The organism is Nocardia sp. NPDC058244 (genome assembly GCF_042882065.1).
Taxonomy (GTDB): domain Bacteria; phylum Actinomycetota; class Actinomycetes; order Mycobacteriales; family Mycobacteriaceae; genus Nocardia.
Window position 1 is genome coordinate 721,983 of the sequence record NZ_JBHVWX010000001.1, and the last position, 24,197, is coordinate 746,179.

Here is a 24,197-nt window from a genome sequence, read left to right on the forward strand (position 1 = left end):
CCCACGCCCGCCGCCGCGCCGCCCGCCCTCGACGACGACCCCGCGACCGTGGAAACCATCGTGCACGTGCTGCGCCACGGCGAGGTGCACAATCCCAACGGCATCCTCTACGGGCGCCTGCCCGGCTTCAGCCTCTCGGTGACCGGCCGATCGCAGGCCGCCGCCGTCGCGCGCTCGCTGGCCGACCACGACGTCTCCCTGGTAATCGCCTCCCCGCTGCAGCGCGCCCAGGAGACCGCGGCTCCGATCGCCGCCGCCCACGACGTCATCGTGCGCACCGACGAGAACCTGATCGAAGCGGGCAACACCTTCGAGGGCCTGCGCGTGTCCGTCGGTGACGGCGCGCTGCGCAAGCCCCGGCACTGGTGGAAGCTGCGCGACCCGTTCACCCCGTCCTGGGGCGAGCCGTACCTGCAGATCGCGCACCGCATGCTGGCCGCGGTCAACAAGGCGCGGGTCGAGGGCGCGGGGCACGAGGTCGTGCTGGTCTCGCATCAGCTGCCCGTGTGGACGCTGCGCCGGTTCCTGCAAGGCCAGCGGCTCTGGCACGACCCGCGCAACCGGCAGTGCTCGCTCGCCTCGCTGACCTCGCTGGTCTACCACGGGGATACCCTGGTGGACATCGTGTACTCCGAACCAGCGGGCGCCTCCGACCCTTCGGTTCACGGCGCATGACACGCTCCACCGCGTCGGGCCCCGCCCGCAGCCAGCGGCTGCGGGCGATCACTGCCGTCCTGTCCGCGCTGTTCGTGATCGTCGCGGCGGCCGGCTGCTCGACAGGTACCGATGCGGTGGCAACCGGCGGCGGCACCTTCGAATTCGTGTCGCCCGGTGGTAGAACCGATATCTATTACGACCCGCCCGCCACGCGCGGGACGATCGGCAAGCTCTCGGGGCCCGATCTGATGAACGAGGGAAAGACCGTCTCGGTCGACGATTTCCCGAACCAGATCGTGGTCGTGAATCTGTGGGGACAGTGGTGTGGCCCGTGCCGCGCCGAGTCACCCGCACTCGAAAAGGTCTACGCGGCGACCAAGGACAAGGGCGTCGCGTTTCTGGGAATCAACGTCCGCGACCATCAGCGGGACAAAGCCCAGGACTTCGTAGTGGACAACAAGATCGAATACCCGTCCATCTACGACCCGTCGATGCGAACCTTGCTCGCTCTCGGCGGAAACTTTCCCACCAGTGTCATTCCGACCACGTTGATCCTGGATCGTCAACACCGGGTCGCCGCGGTCTTCCTTCGCTCGCTATTGGCAGAAGATCTGCAGCCCGTGGTCGAGCGCATCGCCGCCGAGGAGAAGCAGTGAGCCGTCGTCGTCCCGGAAATCTGACCGCGTGTCGCCCCCGTCAGGGCGCGCGCCGCATGGGAGCGGGGTGGACCGTCGACGATCGTTGGGCGGGCATCGCGACCGTCCCGCGCAGCGTCGCCGGTGCGGGCCTGTTCGATTTCGGCCCGGCCGAACCGGCCGAGACCGAGCGCACCCTGTCGTTGCCCCGCGACGAGCAGCGTGACGAGGACACCTCCGAGTGATGGTGCTCGCCGCAGTCGGGGATTCCTTCCAGCAGACGGCGGCATCGGGTCCGTTGCTGTTGGCGTTGGGTGCCTGCCTGCTCGCGGGCCTGGTGTCGTTCGCTTCACCGTGTGTCGTGCCGTTGGTGCCGGGGTACCTGTCCTATCTGGCCGGGCTGGTCGGCGCCGAGGCGCCACCGGCCAGCGCCGCGCAGGTGAGCACGCTCACCGCGCAGCGCCGTAGTGCCAAGATGCGGGTGGCCGGTGCCGCCGGACTGTTCGTCGCCGGGTTCACGGTGGTGTTCGTGCTGGCCACGGCCACCGTGTTCGGCGTGATCCAGACCCTCAACGTCAACCGGGAGCTGCTGCAGCGCATCGGCGGTGTGGTGACGATCCTGATGGGTCTGGTCTTCATCGGCCTGGTGCCCGCGCTCCAGCGCGACACCAGGATGGAACCGCGCCGGTTCACCAGCATCGTCGGCGCGCCCCTGCTGGGCGGGGTGTTCGCGCTGGGCTGGACGCCGTGCCTCGGGCCGACGCTGTCCGGGGTGATGGCGGTGTCCGCGGGGACCGAGGGCACCACCGCGGTGCGCGGTGTCGTGCTCATCGTGGCGTACTGCCTCGGGCTCGGGCTGCCGTTCGTCGTGCTGGCGTTCGGCTCGGCCGGGGCTCTGCGCGGGGTCGGCTGGTTGCGGCGCAATTCGCGCACCATTCAGGTAATCGGGGGTGTTCTGCTCGTCGCCGTCGGCGTCGCGCTGGTCACGGGGGCATGGGACCAGTTCGTCAGCTGGGTGCGTGACGGGTTCGTCTCCGAGGTGACTCTCCCGATCTGATGACTGACACACTGACTCCGCCGACCACCCCCAACCCGCCCGTCCGGCAGTCCCTGCCGGGCCGGGCCTGGGCCCTGGTCCGCAATACCTGGCGCGGCCTCACCAGCATGCGCACCGCCCTGGTGCTGCTGTTCCTGCTGGCCCTGGCCGCCATTCCCGGCGCCCTGCTCCCGCAGCGCAGCCTGAACACGCAGAAGGTCGAGCAGTACATCGCCGACCGCCCCACGCTGGGCCCGTGGATGGACCGGTTCGAGCTGTTCGACGTGTTCGGCAGCTTCTGGTTCACCGCCATCTACGCGCTGCTGTTCATCTCACTCGTCGGCTGCATCCTGCCGCGCTGCCTGGACCACTACCGGGCCCTGCGGACCCCGCCGGTGCCGACGCCGCGCAACCTGGGCCGGTTGCCGCACCACTTCAGCGAGACCGTCGACCGCGACGCCGACGCCGTCGTCGAGCAGGCGCGCGGGCAGCTGCGCGGCTGGCGCACCGAGGTGCGGCCCGGCAAGCGCGCCGGCGAGGTCACGCTGTCGGCCGAGAAGGGCTACCTGCGCGAGTTCGGCAACCTGGTCTTCCACCTGTCGCTGGTGGGGCTGCTGGCCTCGATCGCGCTGGGCAAGCTGTTCGGCTACGAGGGCAATGTCATCGTGATCGCCGACAACGGCGCCGGCTTCTGCACCACCTCGCCCGCGGTGTTCGACTCGTTCCGCGCGGGCAATGTCAACGACGGCACCGGGATGACCCCCCTGTGCGTGCGCGTCAAGGACTTCAAGGCCGACTACCTGCCCACCGGCCAGGCCGAGATGTTCACCTCGAACATCGAGTACCAGGCGGGCCAGGACCTGAGCACCGACACCTGGCGCTCCACCGAGCTGCGGGTGAACCATCCGCTGCGCGTCGCCGGTGACCGCGTCTACCTGCAGGGCCACGGTTTCGCGCCGACGTTCACCGTCACCTTCCCGAACGGGCAGACCCGCACCGAGACCATCCAGTGGCGCCCCGACGACGCCAGGACCTTCCTGTCCAGCGGCGTCCTGCGGATCGACCCGCCCGGCGGCATGTACGCCACCGACGAGGAGCGCCGCCAGAACCAGATCGCCATCGAGGGCCTGTTCGCGCCGACGGCCCTGTTCCACGGCAGCCTGCTCACCTCGTCGTTCCCGACGATGGACGATCCGGCCGTCGCGGTCGACATCTACCGCGGCAACACCGGTCTGGACACCGGCCGGTCGCAGTCGCTGTTCGCGCTGGACCCGGAGATGATCAAGCAGGGCAGGCTCACCAAGGAAGCGCGGGTCAACCTGCGGCCGGGCGAGTCGACCACCCTGCCCAACGGCGCGAAGGTCACCTTCGACGGTGCCAAGGAGTTCGTGAACCTCCAGGTCTCGCACGATCCGGCGCAGCAGTGGGTGCTGGTGAGCGCGCTGACGATGATGGCGGGTCTGCTGGTGTCGCTGCTGGTCAAGCGGCGCCGAATCTGGATCCGGGCGTACCCCGCCGAGACCGGGGCGGGTACCGTGGATCAACGACGGACCGTAGTAGAAATGGGCGGTCTGGCCAGAAGCGATCAGGCGGGCTGGGGCGGCGAATTCGACCGGCTGCGCGCGCGGGTACTGGACGCGGAAACGGAGAACTGATGCCGATCGACGAAACGGTGGCGCGCTACAGCGACTTCGCCTTCATGTCGGCCATGGCGATCTACGCCCTGGCGCTGGTGTTGTTGCTGGTGCAGTACGCCTCGGCGCGCGCCAACAAGGTCGCGGCGCGCGAGCTGGTCACCGCGGGCGCGCCCGTCGACCCGTCGCTGCCCGGCCGCATCGAGACACCGGCCGCCAAGCCGACCTCCGAGCGTCTCGGCAACATGGCGTTCTCGGTGCTGCTGGTCGGCGCGGTGCTGCACGTCGGCTCGATCGTGCTGCGCGGCTTCGCCACCCACCGCTTCCCGCTCGGCAACATGTACGAGTTCACCACCATGGCCACCGCGGCCGCCGTGGTGATCGGCCTGTACTTCCTGCGCGATCAGCGCTACCGGTCCATGTGGGTCTTCCTGCTGGTCCCCGTGCTGATCCTGATGTTCCTGGCGGGCACCGTCCTCTACGCCGACGCCGCGCCCGTCGTCCCCGCGCTGCGCTCGTTCTGGCTGCCGATCCACGTCACCATCGTCAGCGTCGGCAGCGGCGTCTTCCTGGTCTCCGGCGTCGCCAGCCTGCTCTACCTGTACCGCATGCGTCAGCCCGCGGGCGAGGAGTCGACCTCGATCTTCGGCACCATCGCCCGCCGCCTCCCCGACGCCCGCACCCTCGACCAGCTCGCCTACAAGACCACCATCATCGGCTTCCCCCTCTTCGGCGCCGGCGTCATCCTCGGCGCCATCTGGGCCGAAGCCGCCTGGGGCCGCTTCTGGGGCTGGGACCCCAAGGAAACCTGCTCCTTCATCGCCTGGGTCCTCTACGCGGCGTATTTGCACGCCCGGGCGACTTCCGGCTGGCGCGACACCAAGGCCGCCTGGATCAACATCGCCGGCTTCGTCGCCATGCTCTTCAACCTCTTCATCATCAACATGGTGATCTCGGGCCTGCACAGCTACGCGGGCCTGAACTAGCCGTACCGCCCACGGAAGTATGGGCGTTTCACTTTTGGCCGGCAGCGCTACCGTTTCGGTGTCTGTTGGTTGCTCGAGAGGTGGAAGACATGCGTCGTCGGAGTGTAAGCGTGATTGCGGCCGTGGCGATTTCGCTGGGATGCGGTGTGTCGGGCGCGGCGATCGCGACCGCCGCACCCGCGGTAGCGGTAGAGCCGGTTGCCGTCGATTCGGGCTCGGCCACCCCGTACACCGCGTCCGCGGATCCGGATTCGGGCTCGGCCGCGCTCCCCGGCTTGCTGCTGCGGTGCCTGAGCACCGGCACCAGCGTGTCCATGGGGATGCCGACCTGCGTCTGACCTCCGGTCAGGACAACGAGGCCCGGTTGCTTGAACGAGCAATCGGGCCTCTGCCGTAGGTCTTCGCAGTCGATCCAGCTCGACCACCGATCAGGTCCGGTTCGTCGTCCATACGGCCGATATCGAGGTCTGATCGGCGGCTGGGGCGCGACGGCGAAGGCCCGGTGCTCGGGGGAGCGGCCGGGCCTTCAGAGGTGATCGGGGATCAGCAGTAGTAGCAGATCTTGTTGGCCGGGAGTTCGACGTGGCAGTTGAGGCAGACGGGCTTGCGGACCGGTTCCGGCTTGGGGACGGTGACGCTGCGGCGGGCGGACGTCGAGGTGCGCTTGGGCTTGGCGGCGGCTTCGGCCGCTTCGGCGGTGGCGAGATCCTGGGAGGTCTGGTGGCGCAGGGCCGCGACCTTCGGGGGGAGGGTGGGGAGGCCGCCGTCGGCGGGGAGGTCGGTGGCGTAGTGCTGGTAGCACTGCCAGCGGGCGGCGGCGGCGTGCATCTCGAGGTCGTCGGGGATGGGCAGGCCCGCGAGCTCGAGGATGTAGCGGTAGCCGGTGCCCACCGTCTGGTTCTTGCGCACGCACAGCGCGCTCAGCGGCGGCTCGTTGTTCTTGTGACAGTGCTCGGCGACCTTGTCCAGCACGACCGGCAGCCAGTGCTGCCACTTCACCTGGGTGCGGATCCCGGATTCCTCCTGGACCAGCTCGGCCAACTCGGTGTTGACGATGAAGTTGTTGAACCTGGTCGCGGTGTCGGCGAGCACCTCGTGTGCCGCGCGAGTCCACGCCGACCGTGCCTCGGTGAACGTCACGGCGCTGCCGTCGGCCGCGCGCCAGGTGGTCGGGATGGAACTCTGCTGCACATCGATCACCGGAATACGTTATCTACCCGGGTTTTTCGCGGTGCATCGGGGGGTATGTGGGTAAGGTCACGCGCGCGGATCACGAGTCGGACTGACCCGAATCGTCGCGGTGCTGCTTACCGAGTCGCCAGAGGAACTCCGGGTCGTCGTCGGGGCCGAGGATCGGCCGGCGCGACGGCGGGCCGGAACTGGGGCCGATCTTCTCCGGGCCGAACGCCTTCCAGCACAACACCGCGACGGCCACGATCGCGATGAGTGCCAACAGGTACGTCACGTCGCTCACCTCCTGCTATCGAGGGTAGCCGTGTCCGCGCCGTGTGCACATCCGTAACGGAAGGGAAATTCCCGGCAAACGCGAGCCCGTGGCGGACTCGCGCCGGCCGGTGGGGTCAGCGGGGTGCTGCCTCCGTGGTGAGCGATTTCAGCAACTGCAGAACCTCGGACTCGCGGAATCGGCGATGTCCGCCCGGCGTGCGCAGCGAACCGAGCCTGCCCGCATGAGCCCACCGGGTGACGGTCTTGGGGTCTACGTGGAACATTGCGGCTACTTGGCCTGGTGTCAGCAGAGTGTCCTGGCCGCCGACGGTGATCGCAGTCATAGCTAACCTCTCCGTTCTCGACAGTTCCCTCATCAGATGGCGCCATCGTCGCACTGCGACCCCCACGTAGTCGAACCACCTACTGTTGGTAAAGGGGAAGTAATAGACAAAAGCCGCGAACGGGGCTGCATCGGGCCAGGCCGCGGCGGGGTTAGGCTGTTGGGCGTGAGTGAAGCAACTGGTCAGCAAGGTTCTGGCGCGGGGAAGCGGCTGGTCCGCAATCTGGCCCTCTACACGCTGGCCCGGCTCGGGCTGGTCGTGCTGATCGCGGCGGTGATCGTCGGGGTCGCCAAGCTCATCGGCGTCGAGGTGCCGATCATCGTGGCCGCGCTGTTCGCGCTGATCGTCGCGATGCCGCTCTCGCTCACCCTGTTCAAGAAGCTGCGCACGAAGGTCAACGAGGACATCGCCGTCGTCGACGCGCGCCGCCGCCAGGACAAGGCGCAGCTGCGGGCCCGGTTGCGAGGTGACGACGACGGGCCGACCGCGTGAAATACCTCGACCGCAGCGCCCCGCGTGACTGGGTCGACAATGCCGTCCGGCTGATCGACGCCGACTCCCAGCGCTCCGCCGACACCCATCTGCTGCGGTACCCGCTGCCCGCCGGCTGGCCGGTGCAGCTGTACCTCAAGGACGAGTCCACCCATATCACCGGCAGCCTCAAGCACCGGCTGGCGCGCTCGCTGTTCCTGTACGCGATCTGCAACGGCTGGGTCACCGAGGGCACCACGGTGGTGGAGGCTTCGTCGGGGTCGACGGCGGTGAGCGAGGCGTATTTCGCGAAGCTGCTCGGTCTGGATTTCATCGCGGTGATGCCGGCGAGCACGTCACCGCAGAAGATCGCGCTGATCGAAGCCCAGGGCGGCCGATGTCATTTCGTCGAGCGGGCACCCGACATGTATCCCGAGGCCAAGCGGCTCGCCGCCGAGACCGGCGGGCACTTCATGGATCAGTTCACCCATGCCGAGCGCGCGACCGACTGGCGCGGCAACAACAACATCGCCGAATCCATCTTCCAGCAGCTGGCCCTGGAGACCAATCCGATCCCGGAGTGGATCGTGGTCGGCGCGGGCACCGGCGGCACCAGCGCCACGATCGGCCGCTACATCCGCTATCGCAGGCACGCGACCCGGCTGGCCGTGGTCGACCCCGAGCACTCGGCGTTCTTCGGCGGCTACGAGACCGGTGACGCGGGCTACGAGACCGGGATGCCGTCGCGGATCGAGGGCATCGGCAGGCCGCGGGTGGAGCCGTCCTTCGTCGGGCAGGTCGTCGACCGGATGATCGTCGTCCCGGACGCGGCCTCGGTCGCGACGGCCCGTCACGCCAGCACGGTGCTGGGCCGACGGGTCGGCGGTTCGACGGGAACGAACCTGTGGGGCGCCTTCCATCTCGTCTCCGAGCTGCTCGCCGCCGGCCGTCGCGGCAGTGTCGTGACGCTGCTGTGCGACGGCGGCGATCGGTATGCCGGAACGTATTTCGACGACGCCTGGGTCGACGCCCAGCACCTCGACCTGGCCGGACCCACCGCCGTGCTCACCGAATTCGCCGCCACCGGTCGCTGGCACGGCTGACCGGCGAAACCTGACCGAAGGTGTCAGGTTTCGCTGTCAGGATCGATGTCCATGACGACCCGCTACTACACCGCTACCAGCCTCGACGGCTACATCGCCGACCCCGACAATTCGCTGGACTGGCTGATGGCCGTCCCCGACGCGGGCACCGCGACCGGCGATGTCGGCGAATTCCTGCTCGGCGTCGGCGCGCTGTGCCTCGGTTCGACGACCTACGAGTGGATGGCGGCCAACGAACCGCCCGAGTCCTGGCACGACAATTACGGCGACCGTCCGACCTGGGTGTTCACCCATCGCGTGCTGCCCGAGTTCCCTGGCGCGAATGTGCGTTTCGTCGCGGGCGGGGTCGAGTCGGTGCACGCGGAGATGGTCGCCGCGGCCGGTGACCGCGATATCTGGATCATCGGCGGCGGGGATCTCGCCGGGCAGTTCGCCGATGCCGGGCTGCTCGACGAGGTGATCGTGGGCGTCGCGCCGGTGACGCTCGGCGGCGGCGCCCCGCTGCTGCCGCGCCGCCTGCTCTCCGATCGGCTGCGGCTGGTCGAGGTCGAGCAGCTGGGTCAGTTCGCCAAGCTCGTCTACCGATTGCGCTGATTCGTCAATTTTTGTTGACACCACCGGAATTGTCAATCAAAATTGACGCCATGACCGATGCAACAACGCTCGCCTCGGCGGCGGGCAATCCCGATCCGGCGGTCGGCCTGCGCGCGGTACTCGCCCTGCGCGGGCTGGCCGACCGGCTCGAATCCATCCAGGTGGCCAATGCCAGGGCCCATGGCTGGTCGTGGCAGGCGATTGCCGAAGCGCTCGAGGTGAGCAAGCAGGCGGTGCATCAGAAACACAATCGAAAGGGCGGTACCCGCTGATGTTCGAGAAGTTCAGCCGACAGGCCAGGGTGGCGGTCGTCAGTGCCCAGGACGACGCCAAGGAACTCGGCGCCGACCGGATCGGTCCCGAGCACGTGCTGCTCGGCGTGATCACGAACGCCGAACCAGGCCTGCGGGCAGTGCTCGACGCGCGGGGCATCACCGCCGACGGGACGCGGGCCGCGCTCGCCGCCCGGACGGGCACGCCACCGCTGGGTGCCGACGACGCCGAGGCCCTGCGCTCGATCGGCATCGACCTGGACGCGGTGCGGGCCAGCGTCACCGAGAACTTCGGCCCCGACGCCTGGGACCGGGCCGAACCGGAGGTCCGGCGCGGCGTCTTCGGCCGGCTGCTCGGCGCCGGGCACATCCCGTTCACCAACCCGGCCAAGAAGACGCTCGAACTCGCACTGCGCGAGGCGATCCACCGCAAGGAACGCGAAATTTCCACGGCCTACCTGTTGCTCGGCATTCTGCGCGGCGCCGACCCGGCCACCACCGACCTGCTCGGCGGCCGCGACGGGGCCGCCGCCTTGCGCGCCGACGTCTACGGAATGCTCGACCGCGCAGCGTGAATTCCGTGTCGGGTGTGTGTCAGACCCGCCGCAATGTCCGATTCCCGGCCTAGCATGGCTCTATGCAGCTAGCCATTCGACTGGTCATCAACGCCATTGCCATCTGGGCCGCGGCGGCGTGGATCGACAAGATCGACATCCTGGTCCCGGCCGATTCGGGCAACTGGGGCAAAGCCCTGGTGATCCTGATCGTCGCGGCGGTGTTCACCGCGGTGAACGCCGTCATCAAGCCGATCGTGAAGCTCCTGTCCCTGCCGTTCGTGATCCTCACGCTCGGGCTGTTCCTGCTGCTGGTGAACGCGGGCATGCTCTGGCTCACCGCGAAGATCACCGAACTGTCCGACTACGGTCTGCGGGTCGACGGTTTCTGGGCGGCGTTCTGGGGCGGTGTGATCATCTCGCTGGTCAACTGGGCGCTCGGCATCCTCGTGCCGGACGGCGACGACTAAGCCAGTCCGACGGCGAGTGCGCTCAGTGCCGACCAGGCCAGCAGCGCGAGCCCGGAATCGCGCAGGGCGGGAATCAGTTCCAGCCCGCCCTTGCCCGTGCGCACCGGGGCATTGGCGCGGATCGCCAGCGGCAACGCCAGCAGTCCGGCCAGTGCCAACGGGGTGCGGGCCACCAGCGCGAGGCTGATCACGAACGGCGCGACCAGCAGCACCAGGTGCAGCGTGCGGGTGCGGGCGTCGCCGAGTTTCACCGCGAGGGTGACCTTCCCGGCCTCGGTGTCGGTGGGGATGTCGCGCAGGTTGTTGGCGACCAGCACGGCGCTGGAGAACGCGCCGACGCCGATCGCCAGCAGCAGCCCCACCCAGTCCACCCGCAGTGCCTGCACGTACTGGGTGCCCAGCACCGCGATCAGGCCGAAGAACACGAACACCGCGATCTCACCGAAACCGCTGTAGCCGTAGGGCTTGCTGCCACCGGTGTAGAACCAGGCACCGGCCAGGCACACCGCGCCGATCACGACCAGCCACCATGCGGTCGTCACGGCAAGGATCAGGCCCGCGACCGCGCCGATCGCCAGGCTGAGCACCGCGGCATTGCGGACGGCGGTGGGGGAGGCCAGTTTCGAGCCGACCAGCCGCAGTGGGCCGACGCGCACGTCGTCGGTGCCGCGGATGCCGTCGGAGTAGTCGTTGGCGTAGTTGACACCGACGATCAGCGCCAGCGAAACCAGCAGCGCCAGCAGCGCTTTCCACCAGACGGCCCCGTCGATCGACGCCGCCGCGCCGGTCCCGGCGAGTACCGGGGCGATCGCGTTCGGCAGCGTCCGCGGCCGGGCGCCTTCGATCCATTCCGCTGCTGTAGCCATGGATCGAAGCCTAGCCCCGGCCGGTGTCCTAGGCGGATTCGGCGATGGTCTTGAGCCGGGCCAGCCCCTTGTCGAAGTCCTTGCCGATCATGTTGTCGATCGGGAAGACCTTGCCGAGCACGCCCATCAGGCCCGAGTGGGTGCCGGTCATCCGCCAGGTCACCTCGGTGTTGGCGCCACTCGAGGTGAGGGTGAAGGTGACGAAGTTGGTGGCCTTGAACGGCTTCTCGAACGCCAGCTCGATGCCGATCTCGTGCGCGGCGTCGGCCTTGATCTCCATCGCGCCTGCGCCCGCCTTGCGGTTGCCGCGCCAGGTGTAGCGCGCGCCGACGCCGGACTCGGGCCCGGTGTAGGTGCGGGCGAGCTGGGGATCGGCGTCCTCCCACGGCGACCACAGTCGCCACTGGCGGAAATCGTCGATGAAACCGTGGATGCGTGCGGGTTCGGCGGCAATGGTCGTGCGCCGGGTCACCTCGAAGTCGCCCATGCGGGTCAGCCTAGGCCGGGGTACCGACATTTTCGCGGCGTGCGGCGGTGGTGTCGCGCCGGTCGTCCGCGTGGAACAGGAGCCGGTCGCCGTGCTCGCCTACGATGACTTGCGGCATGTCTGCACAGCATCTCGGCCCCGACGGGCCGCCTCCCACCGTCGCGGTGGCCGCTGCCCCCATCGTCGTGGGGGTGCTCGGCGTGATCGCGATCCGCCGCGACGACGCGACGCTGCGCGCGCTGCCCGGCGCGCGGGCGCGGCTGCTGCTGGCCGCGCTGGCCGTGCGTCCCGGCCGGGCCCGCAGCGCGCAGGCGCTCGTCGACGAGGTGTGGGGCGACCAGCCGCCACGCGCGCCGATGAACGCCCTGCACACGCAGGTGTCGCGGCTGCGGGCGCTGCTGCCCGACGGCGCGCTGGAGATCGGCCCGGCCGGTTACCGGCTGACCCTGCCCGCCGACAGCGTCGACCTGACCGCGGCCGCCGCCCTGGTCCACCGCGCCGACGACCTGCGCGCGACCGGCGACACCGCGGCGAGCCTCGCCGCGATCGCCGCCGCCCGGGCGCTGTGGCGCGGCGAACCGGGCGCCGACCTGCCCGAATCCGGTCCCGCCGACGACCTGCGCGCCGCTGCCGATCAGCTGCGCCGCGACCTCGACCGCGCCGAACTCGCCGCCCACACCGCGCGGGGCGACGTCGCCGCCGCCCTCCCGCTGGCCGCCGCCGACGCGGCCGCCCACCCCCTGGACGAGCCTGCCCACACCACGCTCATCCGCCTGCTCGCCGCCGCAGGCCGCACCGGCGACGCGCTGGAAACCTTCGCCATCTACCGGCTGCGGCTGATCGAGGAACTCGGCGCCGACCCGGGACCGACCCTGCTCGCGCTCAATACCGCCGTGCTGCGTGGCGATCCGATCGAGCTCCCCGGCGCCAGGCATCGACCGGGCGGGCCACCCGACTCGCCGCACCCCGCGACCGGCATCCCCGAGCACGATGCCGCGGGGTCGGCACCGGCGAACCCGGGCATGGGTGACCGAACACCGGCCGCCGACCCAATGATCGCCGACCCCACGGCGTGGGCAGGCGCCACCGGCGCGACCGACCCGGGGTCCCGGGACGGCTGGTCGGCGAGCACCTGGGACACGCCCGCGGCACGACTACCCGGCAGCGCGGTCGCTCCGATCGCCGACCGTGTCAACGGCCAACCGCGCACCCTCCCGCCCACCTCCCTCGGCTTGCGTGCCGCCCCCAACGAACTGCTCGGTCGCGCGGCCGATCTCGACGCGATCACCGACCTGGCGCGCCGGTCGCGGGTGACGACGGTGCTCGGCCCCGGCGGCACCGGCAAGACCAGGGTGGCGAACGCGGTCGGCGAACGACTCACCGGCACCATGCCGGTGGTGCTGGTAGAGCTGGCCCCGGTGCAGGCCGAGTCGGCGGGCGCGCAGGCTGAGTCGGCTAGCGTGCGGGCCGAGTCGGCAGGCGCGCGGGCCGAGACGACGGGTGCGCAGGCCGTGGTCGACATCGAAGCGGCGATCGGGCACGTGATGGGCCTGGGTGAGGTGATCCGTGAGCCGGGCGGTCTCCGCCTGGGACGGCAGGTCGACCAGCGCACCCGACTGCGTGACGCGCTGGCCGCCCGGCCGACCCTGCTGATCCTGGACAACTGCGAGCACGTGATCGAGGCGGCCGCCGAGGTCGTCGCCGATCTGGTCGGCAGCTGTGCCCAGCTGACCGTTTTGACGACCAGCCGCTCCCCGCTGGCGATCACCGCCGAATCCGTCTATCCGCTGGCCCCGTTGGCGATCGACGCGGCGGGCTCGCCCGCCACGGACCTGTTCACCGCGCGGGCCAGGGCGGTGCGCCCCGATGTCCGGCTCGATCCCGAGATCGTGGCCCGGCTGTGCCGCACCCTGGACGGCCTGCCGCTGGCGATCGAACTGGCCGCGGCCCGGGTGCGCACGATGAGCGTCGCCGAGATCGAAGCCAGGCTCGAACATCGATTCGCCCTGCTGCGCAGCGGCGATCGGGCCGCTCCGCAGCGGCATCGCACACTGCACGCGGTGATCGCGTGGAGCTGGAACCTGCTCGACCTCGATCAGCAGATCGTGCTGCGCAGGCTGTCCCGGTTCCCGGGTGGCTTCATCCTGTCCGCGGCCGAAGTCGTCGCGGCCGGACCCGAGGTCGCCGATGTCGCCGCCGCGGTCGACGGGCTGGTCGGCCAGTCGCTGCTCACCGTGCTCGACGATCCCGACGGCACCGGCATCCGGTATCGCATGCTCGAGACCGTGCGGGAGTTCGGCGCCGAGCAGCTGGCCGCCGTCGACGCCGTGACCGACGGCGCCGAGACCACGCTGGTCCGCGAGCGGATGGCCGGGTGGGCACGGGAATTCGTGCTCGGCGCCGTCCGCGACTACCCCGCCGTCGACCAGGTGCCGGTGGTGCTCGCGGTGACCGCCGAGCTCGACAATCTGGTCGCGGTCCTGCGCACGGCCACCGCGCACGCCGACGCCGACACGGTCTACACCGTGTTCCCGGTGGTCGCGACGCTGTGGGTGATGCGGGGCGCGCACCTGGAGTTCATCGGCTGGGCGGTGCGGCTGGTCGCGATCCCGCCGCCGCGGCCCGTCTCCGGGGTGGCCGCCGACCTCCAGATGGTCACCCACATGCTGACCTGCCTGCACCTGATGTTCCACAACGGTGGTGACGCGCGCCCGGTGGCGCTGGCGCGGATGCGCGCCCGCAGGCTGCTGCAGCATCCCGGGCTCGATCCGGGGCTGCGGCTGCTCGGCGCGCTGATCACCGTGCGGCCGCACGGCTTCCGCCTCGGCCGGTTGCTGGCCGAGGGCGCCCACGCGCCGGAGCGCAGCGCGCGGGTGGCCGCACTGGCCGCCCGGGCCAACTTCTGGGAGAACGCGGGGAACGTGGCGGGCTCGACCCGCGACGCGCTGCGCGCGCTGGACGAAATGGAGTCGCGGGACGTCTGGGGCGCGGCGATGATGAGCCAGCATCTCGCCCAGCTGTGCGGTCAATCCGCCCGATACGCCGAGTCGGCCACCCACTACCGCCGGGCGCTGACGCAGATGAGCCGCCTGCGGGTCGACGACGAGATCCTGGAGGGACGGTGCTTCCTGTCGGCCGTCCTGATCGGCGCCGGCCAGCGCGAGCAGGCCCGCGCCGAGCTCGATTTCGTCCTGCGGTCGGCGGATTCGGGGCTGGGCCAGGTCGACGATCCCACCATCCGCCGCAATCACCGGCTCTCGACCGTCGCGACCGCGGTGGCCGAGCTGGAGCTGGCCGACGGTGACATCGACGCCGGTCTCCGGCACTACCGCCGGGCGCTGGAGCTGCTCGGCTGGCCCGATTTCGAGCTCAGTCCAGGTCCCGGCGCGCTGATGGTGTCGGCGGCGGCGGTCAGTGCCCACGTGCTGTACGGCCGGGCGGGCGCGGCGGACGATCTGGTGGCGCAGATCGTCGCGACCACCGATCGCAGGCTCTCGCAGTACCTGGACCTGCCGCAGATCGGCGCGGTGGCCTGCGCGGTCGGCTCCTACCTGCTGACGACCGATCCGCGGCGGCCCGAGGGACTCGAACTGTTCACGCTCGCCGCGGCTTCGGCGGCCAGGCAGGACTATCCGTCGATGGAACTGGCCCGCCACCGCGCCCTGCACCGGGACCGGGTGGGCGCGGACGCGCTGGCCCGGGCCGAGCGCGCGGCGGCGGGGGTGCGCAGGCTCGCGGCCGCCACCCGCATCGTCGAGCTGGTCACGCACCTGGACGGACACGACAACGGCACCCGACCCTGACGGATCGGATGCCGTTGTGCCCGCGCGGGTTCAGGCCCTGCGCATGTAGGCCCGCACGGTGAGCGGCGCGAACACCGCGATGACCACGAGCGAACCGACCAGCGACCACAGCAGGTCACTGCTGTAGACGTTGGCGTTCATCAGGTCCCGGCAGGTGTTGACCATGTAGTACACCGGGTTGGCGTGATTGATCGCCTGCATCCAGCCCGGCATGGTGCTCACCGGGGCGAACGCGCCGGACATGAAGGTCAGCGGGAACATCACCATCATCGAGATGCCCTGCACGGAAGCGGCGCTCTTGCCGGTGACGCCGACCAGCGCCCACACCCAGCTGATCGCGAACGAGCAGACCACGACCACCAGGCAGGCCGCGACGACGCCGGCGACGCCGCCGCCGGGCCGGTAGCCCAGGCACAGGCCGACGATGATCGTCAGCGTGGAGGCGATGCCGTAGCGCACCATGTCGGCCAGCAGCGCGCCGGCCAGGGCCGACACCCGGGCGATGGGCAGGGATTTGAAGCGATCGAAGACGCCCTTGTCCATATCTTCGCGCAGCTGGGTGCCGGTGACCACCGAGGTGAGCACGACGGTCTGCACGAGGATGCCGGGGATCAGGACGGGCAGGTAGCCCTCGACGCTGCCCGAGATCGCGCCGCCGAAGATGTAGGTGAACAGCGCGGTGAACAGGATCGGCTGCACCGTCACATCGAAGAGCTGCTCGGGATTGTGCTTGATCTTGAGCAGGCCGCGATAGGCCATGGTGAACGAGGTGGAGATCGTCTCGCGCAGGCCGACCCGGTCGCTGACCTGAGCGACGTCGGAGGTAGCTGCGGGAGCGGTGAGGACAGCGGTCATGCCGCGCTCCGTTCGGTGTCGTCGGATTCGTCGGCCGGGTGGCCGGTGATGGTGAGGAAGACCTCGTCGAGGGTCGGCTTGGAGACGGTGATCTCCTCGACGCCGATCTCCCAGTCGCGCAGGCGGATCAGCAGGTCGGCGGTGAGGTTCGGATCGGGCAGCGGCGCGGAGAGCCTGCCCGCCTCCGGACTGATCTGCGCGGCGACGCCGAGGAAGTCGCCGACGATGCGCTTGGCCTCCTCGAGCTGTTCGCGATCGAGCAGCGTCAGGTGCACCGAGGAACCGCCGATGGAGGCTTTGAGCTGGTCGGCGGTGCCGTCGGCGATCACCCGGCCGTGGTCGATCACGGCGATCCGGTCGGCCAGCTGGTCGGCCTCGTCGAGGTACTGGGTGGTGAGCAGCACGGTCGCGCCCTCGGTGACCAGCCTGCGGATGGTGTCCCACATCTGGGCGCGGGTGCGCGGATCGAGGCCGGTGGTCGGTTCGTCGAGGAACAGCAGCGGCGGGGTGGAGATCAGGCTGGCCGCGAGATCGAGGCGCCTGCGCATGCCGCCGGAGAAGTTCTTGAGCGGCTTGTTCGCGGCCTCGGTGAGGTCGAACTCGTCGAGCAGTTCGGCGGCACGGCGGCGGGCGTCGGGCCTGCTCAGGCCGAGCAGGCGGGCGAAGATGATCAGGTTCTCGGTGGCGGAGAGCTCCTCGTCGACCGAGGCGTACTGCCCGGTGACGCCGATCAGCGAGCGAACCGCGTTGGGCCGCTCGACGACGTCGTGGCCGAAGATCCGCGCGCTGCCGCCGTCGGGCCGCAGCAGCGTGGCGAGCATCTTGATGGTCGTCGTCTTGCCCGCGCCGTTCGGTCCGAGCACCCCGTAGACCGAGCCGCGCGGCACCGCCAGGCTCACCCCGTCCACGGCGCGCTGCTTGCCGAACACCTTGACCAGACCGTCCGCCTCGACGGCGAGGGCTGCAGTGGGTGTGTAAGTCATGGGACCTACGGTGTCCGGCCCGCCTTGCACGGCCCTTGCGTCGCGATGGCGTGGCCACGCAAGGGGCCGGTGAGCGTCAGCTCCCGGTGTTGGCCAGCAGGTGTTCGCGCAGGGCGGCGCGGTCGGGCTTGCCGGGGCCGCGCAGCGGGATCTCGGTCAGCACGGCCAGCTCACGCGGCGCGGCGATGGAATCGAGTTCGGCGACCACGTGGGCCCGGATCTCGTCCAGCGTCGGCGCGGCGCCGGGCGTCGGCACGATCGCGACCGCGACCCGCTGACCCAGCCGCTCGTCGGGCAACCCGAGCACGATGCACTCCCTGATCCCGGGATGGTTGGCCAGCACGGCCTCCACCACCTGCGGAATCACCAGCAGACCGCCGGTCATGATCGCCTCGTCGAGGCGTCCGCTGATCGAGAGCACGCCGTCCTCGTAGGCGCCGGCGTCCTCGGTGCGGAACCAGCCGGGTTCGGCGAAGGCCGGATGATCGGGCAGGTTGCGGTACCCGTGCGCGATCATGGCGCCGCCGAGCAGCACCCGGCCGTCCTCGATCCGCACTTCGGTGCCGTCGAGCGGCACGCCCTCGTAGACGCAGCCGCCGCAGGTCTCGCTCATACCGTAGGTCCGCACGACGGTGATGCCCGCCTCGCGCGCGCGTTCGTAGACCGGCAGCGGTGTCGCCGCCCCGCCGACCAGCACGCCGTCGAGTTCGGCCAGCGCCTTGGCCGCCACCGGCGAATCCAGCGACTTGATCAGCTGGGTGGGCACCAGCGCGGTGTAGCGGCGCGGCCCGCGCATGGCGGCCACGGCGCCGGCCAGCGCCTCGGGCAGGAATCCGCCCGACACGTCGAGCACGGTCGGCTCGGTGCCTGCCAGGATGCTGCGCAGCAGCACCTGGATGCCCGCGATGTGATGGGTCGGCAGGGCCAGCAGCCAGCTGCCGGGTCCGCCGAGCCGGTCGTGGGTGGCGTTACCGCTGGCCCGCAGGGCTTCGGCGCCGAGCAGCGCGCCCTTGGGGATACCGGTGGTGCCGGAGGTGGTCACCACCAGCGCGACGTCGTCGTCGATCGGATCGCCGGGCTTGAGCGCGTCGGAGAGCCTGCGCGCCTCGCGGCGATCGGTGGTCGGGATCGGCAGCCACGCCGGGCCGTTGCCGTCGAGCGCCTGACGCAGGTGGGGAAGCACTTCGCCGACACCGGAACCGGTCGGCATCTGCAGCGTCCGCAGGGTTCTACTCACGCCACCACCTCCGGATACAGCTTGCTGCGCTCCCTCACGGCTTCGATCGTGTCATGCGACGGCCGAGACCCGGCCAACGGGTCGGTTTGCCGGGATAACGTTCGCCACAAGGCAGGCATAGCGACTGCGATTCAGTAGATGGACGACGACTCGCACTGCGCTCCGGACGACGGCGGTCGGGCGCTTGCTCGCAGCTATCGTGCGCGGCCGGACCCGGATCGGCAACTCGGGTCCGCCGCGATAACCACTCGTTCACTCCGCCGACCAGCGCGGATCCCGCCGGATCGGATGTTCGGCAGGAACCTGTACCAGAACGATCGCGATGCCGTCCGGGTCGCGCACCCACATCTCCCACAGTCCCCACGGCTCGAGCTCGGGTGCGCGCTCGATCGCAATTCCCTTCAGCGCCAACTCCGCCGCCGCGTCGGCGACATCGCGCACCTGCAGCCAGATCGCGCCGTCGAACCGGCCCGGCTCGCCGCTGCCGCCGTGCCCGGCGACCTCGATCAGGCCCTGTCCGGCGTAGAACACGGTGCCGCCCGGGTACTCCCGCGCGATCGCCAGGCCGAGGCCGTCCCGGTAGAACGCCAGCGTGTCGGCGTAGTCGCTGGGCCGCAGGATGATCCGGCTGTTGAGAATGTCCATGGGGCCGTCCGTTCTCAGAAGTACCAGGGGTAGGGCGCCCAGTCGGGCGTGCGCTTCTCCAGGAACGCGTCGCGGCCCTCGACCGCTTCGTCGGTCATGTACGCCATCCTGGTCGCCTCGCCGGCGAAGAGCTGCTGGCCGACCAGGCCGTCGTCGAGCAGGTTGAAAGCGTATTTCAGCATCCGTTGGGCCTGCGGGGATTTGCCGTTGATGTCGGCGGTCCACTCCAGCGCGACGTTCTCCAGCTCGTCGTGGTCGACGACCTTGTTCACCGCGCCCATCTGGTGCATCTCCTCGGCCGTGTACGGCCTGCCGAGGAAGAAGATCTCGCGGGCGAACTTCTGCCCGACCATCTTCGCCAGGTACGCGCTGCCGTAGCCGCCGTCGAACGAGCCGACGTCGGCGTCGGTCTGCTTGAACCGCGCGTGCTCGCGCGAGGCCAGCGTCAGGTCGCAGACCACGTGCAGGCTGTGCCCGCCACCGGCCGCCCAGCCGTTCACCAGCGCGATGACGACCTTGGGCATGAAGCGGATCAGCCGCTGGACCTCGAGGATGTGCAACCTGCCCGCGCGCGCGGTGTCGACGGTGTCGGCGGTCTCGCCCTCGGCGTACTGGTAGCCGTTGCGGCCGCGGATGCGCTGGTCGCCGCCGGAGCAGAAGGCCCAGCCGCCGTCCTTGGGGCTGGGGCCGTTGCCGGTGAGCAGCACCGCGCCGACATCGGGTGACATCCGCGCGTGATCGAGCGCGCGGTAGAGCTCGTCGACGGTGTGCGGACGGAACGCGTTGCGCACCTCCGGCCGGTCGAACGCCACCCGCACCGTGCCCTGCTCGATATGTCGGTGGTAGGTGATGTCGGTCAGGTCCTCGAACCCGGGGACGGGCCGCCACAGCTTCGGATCGAAAGTCACGACCCTGATTATTGCCCTACCGTCCGGCGGACCGGTACGAGGTCGTAACACCGCAGCTCGAGCGGTCGGCGCGTGTTTCCCGGACCCGGTGCGTATAGTTGCGGCTGCTCGTTCAACGAACCGATCCGGAGGAACCTGAAAGTGGTTGCAGCGCTGTCTGAATCCCTGCTCGACGACACCAAGCGTCCGGCTTTTCTCGCCGACGCCGTCGAAGTTCTCGACGCCGAGGTCTCGGACAAAGGTGGTGCGTCCGGCCTGGCCGTGAAGGGTGGCTACGCGGCGGTCAAGAAGATCAGCCCGACCATCGTTCCCGATGCGCTGGCCTCGCTGGCGCCGAAGCTGCTCGAGCAGCTCCAGCCGTACTGGACCGAATACACCACCTCGGGTGCGGGCACCTTCGCCGACCTGCTGACCTCGAAGTCCGATGAGGTCGCCGAGTCGCTGCTGGCCGTCACCGACGCCCGCGCCGACGCGTCGAGCCGTCCCGCCCTGCAGAAGGTGTACTCCTCCATGCGTGGCTCGGCCAAGAAGCACGTCGTCGAGGCCCTGCCGCGGGTGGCCGACCTGGTGCAGAAGCACGCGGGCTGAGTCCCATGGCGGGGTAGCCCCCGCGTCAGATCGAACGTGAGGCCGGTGCGGCCCGGGTGCGAACCCGTCCGCACCGGCCTTTCGCGTCGGTGGGTGACCACACTCACGTAACGGGGGATGGGGCGGTCGCCGCCACAGCATTTCCCGGTCGGCGGTAAATTCCGGAGCTGCGATTGTGAGCCGGGCAACGCCGTCGGTGAACAGCTGGAAAATCGAAGGTTGCCGACAATTCCGGACGCGCCGCGACGGTTCCGCGCGATTGACTCTTTCCGTTCCGAATCGATTACGTTCGATTTCAGGTGATTCGGAAGGCGAATTACCGCGACGCGGAATATGTCCTTTCCGCTCGGTTCGGTTCGAGAAGGAAGTTCGGTCCCATGATCTCTCGCAAGACTCTCGCCGCCACCGGTGCTGCCGCGGCCGCCGCCGTGATGTTCCTCGGTCCCGTCGCCGTCGCGAGCGCCGACTCGGGTTCGGCGACCGGATCCTTCAGTGGCTCCGCCGATCTGGCCAGTGGCTCCGCCGACCTGTCCTCGGGTTCGGCCGCGCTGACCACCGGTTCGGCCGCCGGTGCCGGCGTGCTCGACTCGGGCAGCTCGGCGCTCGACGGCGGTACCTCGGCACTGGTCAACGTCATCGACCTGATCACCGGTATCAACGGTCTGCTCCCCGCGCCCGCCGCGTCCTGAGCTGATCTGTGCGTGTTTTTCCGGAATTCGGCGGCAGTGGTGAATCTGTCGCCGAATTCCCCTTTTTCGGCATATCGGACAACCGGTTGCCGAATAACTCCCACGTAATTACGGAAACGCTTCGACGAGTGCCGATATCGGGCGGTCGAAACACGTGACCGTACCGCCGATCCGCCGGTTGCGGTGGCCGGTCCGCCCGGCCGGTGACGCAGACAACGCGGGCCGGGGGCAGACGCGTGTGGTCCGGTCTGACACTCTGGGATTGTGAATCCGTCAACTGCGCAGGCACGAGTGGTCGTCGACGAGCTCGTGCGCGGCGGCGTCCGCGAGGTCGTGCTCTGCCCCGGATCGCGCAACGCCCCACTGGCCTTCGCGCTGCAGGCGGCGGACGTGGCCGGACAGTTGCGACTGCACATGCGCATCGACGAGCGCACCGCGGGCTTCCTCGCGGTCGGGCTCGCGGTGTCGTCCGGGCGGCCGGTGCCGGTCGTGATGACCTCGGGCACCGCCGTCGCCAATCTGGGCCCCGCCGTGCTGGAGGCCAACTACGCCCGGGTGCCGCTGATCGTGGTCAGCGCGAACCGGCCGTACGAGATGCTCGGCACCGGCGCCAACCAGACGGTCGAGCAGCTCGGCCTGTTCGGCAGCCAGGTGCGGGCCACCATCAGCCTCGGGCTCGCCGAAGCGGAGGCGGGGGAGTCGGCCTATCCGCGCCAGAACAGCGTCTGGCGCTCCTCGGTGTGCCGGGTGCTCGCCGCAGCGCGCGGCACCAGGTCGGGCAATGCCGGTCCGGTGCAGTTCGACATCCCGCTGCGCGAGCCGCTGGTGCCCGAGCTCTCCGACGATCCGCTGCCCACCGGCCGCGACGGCGAACAGCCCTGGACCGCCACCCAGTACGCCACCCTCGACGTGCCGCTCGACATCGACCTGACGCCCGACACCGTCGTCATCTCCGGCCACGGCGCGCGCCTGCTGCCCGAACTCGCCGAGCTGCCGACCGTGGCCGAGCCGACGGCGCCGATGCACGGTCCCGCCCTGCATCCGCTCGCGTTGCCGCTGCTGAAGCCGACGCAGGCGATCATCACCGGCCGCCCGACCCTGCACCGGCAGGTCTCGCGGGTGCTCGCCGACCCGAATGTCACCGTCTTCGCGCTCACCACCGGCCCGCGCTGGCCCGATGTCTCCGGCAATGTCGTCGGCACCGGTACCCGCGCGGTCACCACCGGCGCGCCGCGACCGGAGTGGCTGGCGCGCTGCGCCGATCTGAACCGGCAGGCGGAATCGGTGGTGCGCGCCGAGCTGGCCACCCACCCGAAGGCCACCGGCCTGCACGTCGCTGCCGTCGTCATGGACGCGCTGCGCGAGGGTGATCAGCTGCTGCTCGGCGCGTCCAACCCGGTCCGCGACGCGGCGCTGGTCTCGCATCCGCGCCCCGGCGTCCGGGTGCTGTCCAACCGCGGCGTCGCCGGCATCGACGGCACCGTCTCCGGCGCGGTCGGCGCCGCACTGGCCCATCCCGGCCGCACCGTCGCGCTGATGGGCGACCTGACCTTCCTGCACGACGCGTCCGGCCTGCTGATCGGCCGTGGCGAGCCGCGACCCGACAACCTCACCATCGTCGTCGCCAACGACGACGGCGGCGGCATCTTCGAGCTGCTCGAACAGGGTGATCCGCAGTACGCGGGCGTGTTCGAGCGGGTCTTCGGCACCCCGCACGGCATGGACCTGGCCGCCCTGTGCGCGGCCTACCGCATCCCGCACCGCCAGGTCGACCCGGCGGAGCTGGCTGTGGAGCTGGCGGGCGACGCGCACGGACTGCGCGTGCTCGAGGTCGCGACGGAGCGCTCCAGCCTGCGGGAACTGCACGCCACCGTGCGCGCCAAGATCGCGGGCTAGGCGGGGCCGGTCACGGCTCCTCGACGAATTCGTCCTCGTAGGGGACCGGGATCGTCTGCTCGATCACATCGGCGGCGTTCGCGGTGTCGGCGTCGCGGTCGATGGTGGCCGCCATCTCGTCGGAGTACCGAGCGGCATCGGAGAACGCCGGGTCGTCGGGATCGTCGGCGGCGAAGGCCGATTGTTCCTGTTCGATCCGGTCGGCCTCGGGGACTTCGTCGAGCGGCCGGGCGGTGTCGTAGTCGATCATCGGTGCTCCTCGGTTGTCGCCTCGCACGGTGTCGCTGATCGTTCCGCCATCCAGCGTGCGCCGATCGGCAGCGCTCGGCAACCCGCGCGCCGATGAGATCGCGCGGCTCGCGTCGTCTGCATTGGTGAACGAGTCCGTCCTCGCCCAGGAGCGTCCATGGAACCGCAATTCGACTTCGCCCTCGCCGCCCGCACCCTCGCCGACGTCGTCGCCGGGATCCCCGACGACCGGCTCGACGCCCTGACGCCGTGTGAGGACACCACCGTGCGCCAGGTGCTCGCCCACGTCGTCGGGCTGACCGAGGCCTTCCGGCAGGCCGCCACCAAGGAGTCCGTCGGCCGTTCGGAACCGCCGAGCCTGGACAGCCCGCTGGCCGCCGACTGGCGCACCCTGATCCCCGCCCAGCTCGCCGCGCTCACCGCGGCCTGGCGGGTCCCCGCGGCCTGGGACGGCGACGCCGAGGCCGGTGGCATCGTGCTGCCCGCGCCGATCATGGCCACCGTCGCGCTCGACGAGGTCACCGTGCACGCCTGGGATCTCGCGGTCGCCACGGGCCAGTCCGTCACGGTCGACCCGGACCACCTGGCGATCCTGCTCGACTTCCTGCGCGACACCGACCCGGACGGCACCCCCGGGCTGTTCGGTCCGGTCGTCGCCGTGCCCGACGCGGCACCCGCGTTCGATCGTCTGCTCGGACTGACCGGACGTGATCCGGGCTGGCATCCTGCTCCGATCGCAGCGGACCGGCGGGTTTGATACGGTCGCAGCACGTTTGACGGTAAACCTGG

29 protein-coding genes are annotated in these 24,197 nt (G+C 70.1%); 18 read left to right on the forward strand and 11 right to left on the reverse strand.

Annotation, left to right across the window (positions count from 1 at the left end):
• Positions 1 to 48 precede the first annotated feature (48 nt).
• The 7 genes from ACFVW6_RS03545 (at position 49) to ACFVW6_RS03575 (ending at position 5,286) form a co-directional block, all read left to right on the forward strand.
• On the forward strand, positions 49 to 675 hold the full coding sequence (locus ACFVW6_RS03545) for a histidine phosphatase family protein (RefSeq protein ID WP_355274646.1): 627 nt from the start codon (positions 49 to 51) through the stop codon (positions 673 to 675).
• Entirely contained in the window at positions 672 to 1,313 is a 642-nt protein-coding gene (locus tag ACFVW6_RS03550) for a TlpA disulfide reductase family protein (protein WP_378823913.1), read from the forward strand. The genes ACFVW6_RS03545 and ACFVW6_RS03550 overlap by 4 nt, the downstream gene beginning before the upstream one ends.
• Positions 1,314 to 1,369: 56 nt before the next feature.
• A complete protein-coding gene (locus ACFVW6_RS03555) occupies positions 1,370 to 1,537 on the forward strand; it encodes a hypothetical protein (protein WP_355273943.1) in 168 nt (55 codons plus the stop codon).
• On the forward strand, positions 1,537 to 2,349 hold the full coding sequence (locus tag ACFVW6_RS03560) for a cytochrome c biogenesis CcdA family protein (protein WP_357342562.1): 813 nt from the start codon (positions 1,537 to 1,539) through the stop codon (positions 2,347 to 2,349). Before ACFVW6_RS03555 ends, ACFVW6_RS03560 begins: the two co-directional genes overlap by 1 nt.
• On the forward strand, positions 2,349 to 3,983 hold the full coding sequence (locus ACFVW6_RS03565; RefSeq protein ID WP_378823910.1) for a cytochrome c biogenesis protein ResB: 1,635 nt from the start codon (positions 2,349 to 2,351) through the stop codon (positions 3,981 to 3,983). The genes ACFVW6_RS03560 and ACFVW6_RS03565 overlap by 1 nt, the downstream gene beginning before the upstream one ends.
• Positions 3,983 to 4,948: a c-type cytochrome biogenesis protein CcsB gene (ccsB, locus tag ACFVW6_RS03570; protein WP_378823906.1), complete on the forward strand. Its 966-nt coding sequence runs from the start codon at positions 3,983 to 3,985 to the stop codon at positions 4,946 to 4,948. The genes ACFVW6_RS03565 and ccsB overlap by 1 nt, the downstream gene beginning before the upstream one ends.
• 122 nt (positions 4,949 to 5,070) lie before the next feature.
• Positions 5,071 to 5,286 (forward strand): hypothetical protein, encoded by a 216-nt coding sequence (locus tag ACFVW6_RS03575; RefSeq protein ID WP_378823904.1) that lies wholly within the window; start codon positions 5,071 to 5,073, stop codon positions 5,284 to 5,286.
• 205 nt (positions 5,287 to 5,491) lie between these two features.
• On the opposite strand, the gene ACFVW6_RS03580 is transcribed toward ACFVW6_RS03575, so the two are convergent.
• From ACFVW6_RS03580 to ACFVW6_RS03590, 3 genes are all read right to left on the reverse strand, one after another.
• Complete coding sequence (locus ACFVW6_RS03580) at positions 5,492 to 6,148, reverse strand: hypothetical protein (RefSeq protein WP_355273928.1); 657 nt, start codon at positions 6,146 to 6,148, stop codon at positions 5,492 to 5,494.
• Between the two features lie 70 nt (positions 6,149 to 6,218).
• Positions 6,219 to 6,413 (reverse strand): hypothetical protein, encoded by a 195-nt coding sequence (locus tag ACFVW6_RS03585; RefSeq protein ID WP_355273925.1) that lies wholly within the window; start codon positions 6,411 to 6,413, stop codon positions 6,219 to 6,221.
• 115 nt (positions 6,414 to 6,528) lie between these two features.
• The gene (locus ACFVW6_RS03590; protein WP_019049435.1) at positions 6,529 to 6,738 is read right to left on the reverse strand and encodes a BldC family transcriptional regulator; all 210 of its coding nucleotides are present in this window, start codon (positions 6,736 to 6,738) and stop codon (positions 6,529 to 6,531) included.
• A 165-nt stretch (positions 6,739 to 6,903) separates the two neighbouring features.
• Between ACFVW6_RS03590 and ACFVW6_RS03595 the strand changes: the two genes are divergently transcribed.
• The 6 genes from ACFVW6_RS03595 to ACFVW6_RS03620 all read left to right on the forward strand — a co-directional run bounded on the left by ACFVW6_RS03595 (position 6,904) and on the right by ACFVW6_RS03620 (position 10,202).
• Positions 6,904 to 7,230, forward strand: a complete 327-nt coding sequence (locus tag ACFVW6_RS03595; RefSeq protein WP_355273922.1) for a DUF4229 domain-containing protein — start codon at positions 6,904 to 6,906, stop codon at positions 7,228 to 7,230.
• Positions 7,227 to 8,312, forward strand: a complete 1,086-nt coding sequence (locus ACFVW6_RS03600; protein WP_355273919.1) for a PLP-dependent cysteine synthase family protein — start codon at positions 7,227 to 7,229, stop codon at positions 8,310 to 8,312. The genes ACFVW6_RS03595 and ACFVW6_RS03600 overlap by 4 nt, the downstream gene beginning before the upstream one ends.
• Before the next feature lie 51 nt (positions 8,313 to 8,363).
• On the forward strand, positions 8,364 to 8,906 hold the full coding sequence (locus ACFVW6_RS03605) for a dihydrofolate reductase family protein (RefSeq protein WP_355273916.1): 543 nt from the start codon (positions 8,364 to 8,366) through the stop codon (positions 8,904 to 8,906).
• A gap of 50 nt (positions 8,907 to 8,956) precedes the next feature.
• A complete protein-coding gene (locus ACFVW6_RS03610) occupies positions 8,957 to 9,178 on the forward strand; it encodes a helix-turn-helix domain-containing protein (protein WP_378823899.1) in 222 nt (73 codons plus the stop codon).
• Positions 9,178 to 9,753 carry a Clp protease N-terminal domain-containing protein gene (locus ACFVW6_RS03615; protein WP_378823897.1) on the forward strand — a complete coding sequence of 192 codons (576 nt, stop codon included), beginning with the start codon at positions 9,178 to 9,180 and terminating at the stop codon, positions 9,751 to 9,753. The genes ACFVW6_RS03610 and ACFVW6_RS03615 overlap by 1 nt, the downstream gene beginning before the upstream one ends.
• 62 nt (positions 9,754 to 9,815) lie before the next feature.
• Positions 9,816 to 10,202 (forward strand): phage holin family protein, encoded by a 387-nt coding sequence (locus ACFVW6_RS03620; protein WP_218716646.1) that lies wholly within the window; start codon positions 9,816 to 9,818, stop codon positions 10,200 to 10,202.
• On the opposite strand, the gene ACFVW6_RS03625 is transcribed toward ACFVW6_RS03620, so the two are convergent.
• Both ACFVW6_RS03625 and ACFVW6_RS03630 read right to left on the reverse strand, forming a co-directional pair.
• Positions 10,199 to 11,068 (reverse strand): 1,4-dihydroxy-2-naphthoate polyprenyltransferase, encoded by an 870-nt coding sequence (locus ACFVW6_RS03625; protein WP_378823893.1) that lies wholly within the window; start codon positions 11,066 to 11,068, stop codon positions 10,199 to 10,201. The genes ACFVW6_RS03620 and ACFVW6_RS03625 overlap by 4 nt on opposite strands.
• A gap of 28 nt (positions 11,069 to 11,096) precedes the next feature.
• The gene (locus ACFVW6_RS03630; RefSeq protein WP_378823891.1) at positions 11,097 to 11,555 is read right to left on the reverse strand and encodes an SRPBCC family protein; all 459 of its coding nucleotides are present in this window, start codon (positions 11,553 to 11,555) and stop codon (positions 11,097 to 11,099) included.
• 116 nt (positions 11,556 to 11,671) lie between these two features.
• Here ACFVW6_RS03630 and ACFVW6_RS03635 point away from each other — a divergent pair, with 116 nt between their 5' ends.
• Positions 11,672 to 15,358: a BTAD domain-containing putative transcriptional regulator gene (locus ACFVW6_RS03635; protein ID WP_378823889.1), complete on the forward strand. Its 3,687-nt coding sequence runs from the start codon at positions 11,672 to 11,674 to the stop codon at positions 15,356 to 15,358.
• 30 nt (positions 15,359 to 15,388) lie between these two features.
• On the opposite strand, the gene ACFVW6_RS03640 is transcribed toward ACFVW6_RS03635, so the two are convergent.
• The 5 genes from ACFVW6_RS03640 to ACFVW6_RS03660 form a co-directional block, all read right to left on the reverse strand.
• Positions 15,389 to 16,213 (reverse strand): ABC transporter permease, encoded by an 825-nt coding sequence (locus tag ACFVW6_RS03640; protein ID WP_378823887.1) that lies wholly within the window; start codon positions 16,211 to 16,213, stop codon positions 15,389 to 15,391.
• On the reverse strand, positions 16,210 to 17,196 hold the full coding sequence (locus ACFVW6_RS03645) for an ATP-binding cassette domain-containing protein (protein ID WP_378823885.1): 987 nt from the start codon (positions 17,194 to 17,196) through the stop codon (positions 16,210 to 16,212). Before ACFVW6_RS03645 ends, ACFVW6_RS03640 begins: the two co-directional genes overlap by 4 nt.
• 76 nt (positions 17,197 to 17,272) lie before the next feature.
• Positions 17,273 to 18,406: an o-succinylbenzoate--CoA ligase gene (gene menE / locus ACFVW6_RS03650; RefSeq protein ID WP_378825600.1), complete on the reverse strand. Its 1,134-nt coding sequence runs from the start codon at positions 18,404 to 18,406 to the stop codon at positions 17,273 to 17,275.
• Between the two features lie 279 nt (positions 18,407 to 18,685).
• Complete coding sequence (locus tag ACFVW6_RS03655) at positions 18,686 to 19,078, reverse strand: VOC family protein (protein ID WP_378823882.1); 393 nt, start codon at positions 19,076 to 19,078, stop codon at positions 18,686 to 18,688.
• Positions 19,079 to 19,092: 14 nt separating this feature from the next.
• A complete protein-coding gene (locus ACFVW6_RS03660; protein WP_355273893.1) occupies positions 19,093 to 19,986 on the reverse strand; it encodes a 1,4-dihydroxy-2-naphthoyl-CoA synthase in 894 nt (297 codons plus the stop codon).
• A 141-nt stretch (positions 19,987 to 20,127) separates the two neighbouring features.
• Here ACFVW6_RS03660 and ACFVW6_RS03665 point away from each other — a divergent pair, with 141 nt between their 5' ends.
• The 3 genes from ACFVW6_RS03665 to menD all read left to right on the forward strand — a co-directional run bounded on the left by ACFVW6_RS03665 (position 20,128) and on the right by menD (position 23,159).
• Complete coding sequence (locus tag ACFVW6_RS03665) at positions 20,128 to 20,574, forward strand: DUF6918 family protein (protein WP_378823880.1); 447 nt, start codon at positions 20,128 to 20,130, stop codon at positions 20,572 to 20,574.
• A 377-nt stretch (positions 20,575 to 20,951) separates the two neighbouring features.
• Positions 20,952 to 21,263, forward strand: coding sequence for a hypothetical protein (locus ACFVW6_RS03670; RefSeq protein WP_355273887.1), 312 nt, complete (start codon positions 20,952 to 20,954; stop codon positions 21,261 to 21,263).
• Between the two features lie 264 nt (positions 21,264 to 21,527).
• On the forward strand, positions 21,528 to 23,159 hold the full coding sequence (gene menD, locus ACFVW6_RS03675) for a 2-succinyl-5-enolpyruvyl-6-hydroxy-3-cyclohexene-1-carboxylic-acid synthase (protein ID WP_355273884.1): 1,632 nt from the start codon (positions 21,528 to 21,530) through the stop codon (positions 23,157 to 23,159).
• 10 nt (positions 23,160 to 23,169) lie between these two features.
• Here menD and ACFVW6_RS03680 read toward each other — a convergent pair whose 3' ends face one another.
• Positions 23,170 to 23,409 carry a hypothetical protein gene (locus ACFVW6_RS03680; RefSeq protein ID WP_378823879.1) on the reverse strand — a complete coding sequence of 80 codons (240 nt, stop codon included), beginning with the start codon at positions 23,407 to 23,409 and terminating at the stop codon, positions 23,170 to 23,172.
• Positions 23,410 to 23,565: 156 nt separating this feature from the next.
• Here ACFVW6_RS03680 and ACFVW6_RS03685 point away from each other — a divergent pair, with 156 nt between their 5' ends.
• Positions 23,566 to 24,165: a TIGR03086 family metal-binding protein gene (locus ACFVW6_RS03685; protein ID WP_378823877.1), complete on the forward strand. Its 600-nt coding sequence runs from the start codon at positions 23,566 to 23,568 to the stop codon at positions 24,163 to 24,165.
• Positions 24,166 to 24,197 lie beyond the last annotated feature (32 nt).

Excerpts from the sequence above, each read along its gene's own strand:
- ACFVW6_RS03635 (WP_378823889.1), top strand. The coding sequence starts at position 11,672 with ATGTCTGCACAGCATCTCGGCCCCGACGGGCCGCCTCCCACCGTCGCG.
- ACFVW6_RS03645 (WP_378823885.1), bottom strand. The coding sequence starts at position 17,196 with ATGACTTACACACCCACTGCAGCCCTCGCCGTCGAGGCGGACGGTCTG.
- ACFVW6_RS03620 (WP_218716646.1), top strand. The coding sequence starts at position 9,816 with ATGCAGCTAGCCATTCGACTGGTCATCAACGCCATTGCCATCTGGGCC.
- ACFVW6_RS03685 (WP_378823877.1), top strand. The coding sequence starts at position 23,566 with ATGGAACCGCAATTCGACTTCGCCCTCGCCGCCCGCACCCTCGCCGAC.
- ACFVW6_RS03605 (WP_355273916.1), top strand. The coding sequence starts at position 8,364 with ATGACGACCCGCTACTACACCGCTACCAGCCTCGACGGCTACATCGCC.
- menE (WP_378825600.1), bottom strand. The coding sequence starts at position 18,406 with ATGCCGACCGGTTCCGGTGTCGGCGAAGTGCTTCCCCACCTGCGTCAG.
- ACFVW6_RS03630 (WP_378823891.1), bottom strand. The coding sequence starts at position 11,555 with ATGGGCGACTTCGAGGTGACCCGGCGCACGACCATTGCCGCCGAACCC.
- ACFVW6_RS03625 (WP_378823893.1), bottom strand. The coding sequence starts at position 11,068 with ATGGCTACAGCAGCGGAATGGATCGAAGGCGCCCGGCCGCGGACGCTG.
- ACFVW6_RS03550 (WP_378823913.1), top strand. The coding sequence starts at position 672 with ATGACACGCTCCACCGCGTCGGGCCCCGCCCGCAGCCAGCGGCTGCGG.
- ACFVW6_RS03670 (WP_355273887.1), top strand. The coding sequence starts at position 20,952 with ATGATCTCTCGCAAGACTCTCGCCGCCACCGGTGCTGCCGCGGCCGCC.
- ACFVW6_RS03615 (WP_378823897.1), top strand. The coding sequence starts at position 9,178 with ATGTTCGAGAAGTTCAGCCGACAGGCCAGGGTGGCGGTCGTCAGTGCC.
- ACFVW6_RS03590 (WP_019049435.1), bottom strand. The coding sequence starts at position 6,738 with ATGACTGCGATCACCGTCGGCGGCCAGGACACTCTGCTGACACCAGGC.
- ACFVW6_RS03640 (WP_378823887.1), bottom strand. The coding sequence starts at position 16,213 with ATGACCGCTGTCCTCACCGCTCCCGCAGCTACCTCCGACGTCGCTCAG.
- ccsB (WP_378823906.1), top strand. The coding sequence starts at position 3,983 with ATGCCGATCGACGAAACGGTGGCGCGCTACAGCGACTTCGCCTTCATG.
- ACFVW6_RS03555 (WP_355273943.1), top strand. The coding sequence starts at position 1,370 with ATGGGAGCGGGGTGGACCGTCGACGATCGTTGGGCGGGCATCGCGACC.
- ACFVW6_RS03610 (WP_378823899.1), top strand. The coding sequence starts at position 8,957 with ATGACCGATGCAACAACGCTCGCCTCGGCGGCGGGCAATCCCGATCCG.
- ACFVW6_RS03560 (WP_357342562.1), top strand. The coding sequence starts at position 1,537 with ATGGTGCTCGCCGCAGTCGGGGATTCCTTCCAGCAGACGGCGGCATCG.
- ACFVW6_RS03655 (WP_378823882.1), bottom strand. The coding sequence starts at position 19,078 with ATGGACATTCTCAACAGCCGGATCATCCTGCGGCCCAGCGACTACGCC.
- ACFVW6_RS03680 (WP_378823879.1), bottom strand. The coding sequence starts at position 23,409 with ATGATCGACTACGACACCGCCCGGCCGCTCGACGAAGTCCCCGAGGCC.
- ACFVW6_RS03565 (WP_378823910.1), top strand. The coding sequence starts at position 2,349 with ATGACTGACACACTGACTCCGCCGACCACCCCCAACCCGCCCGTCCGG.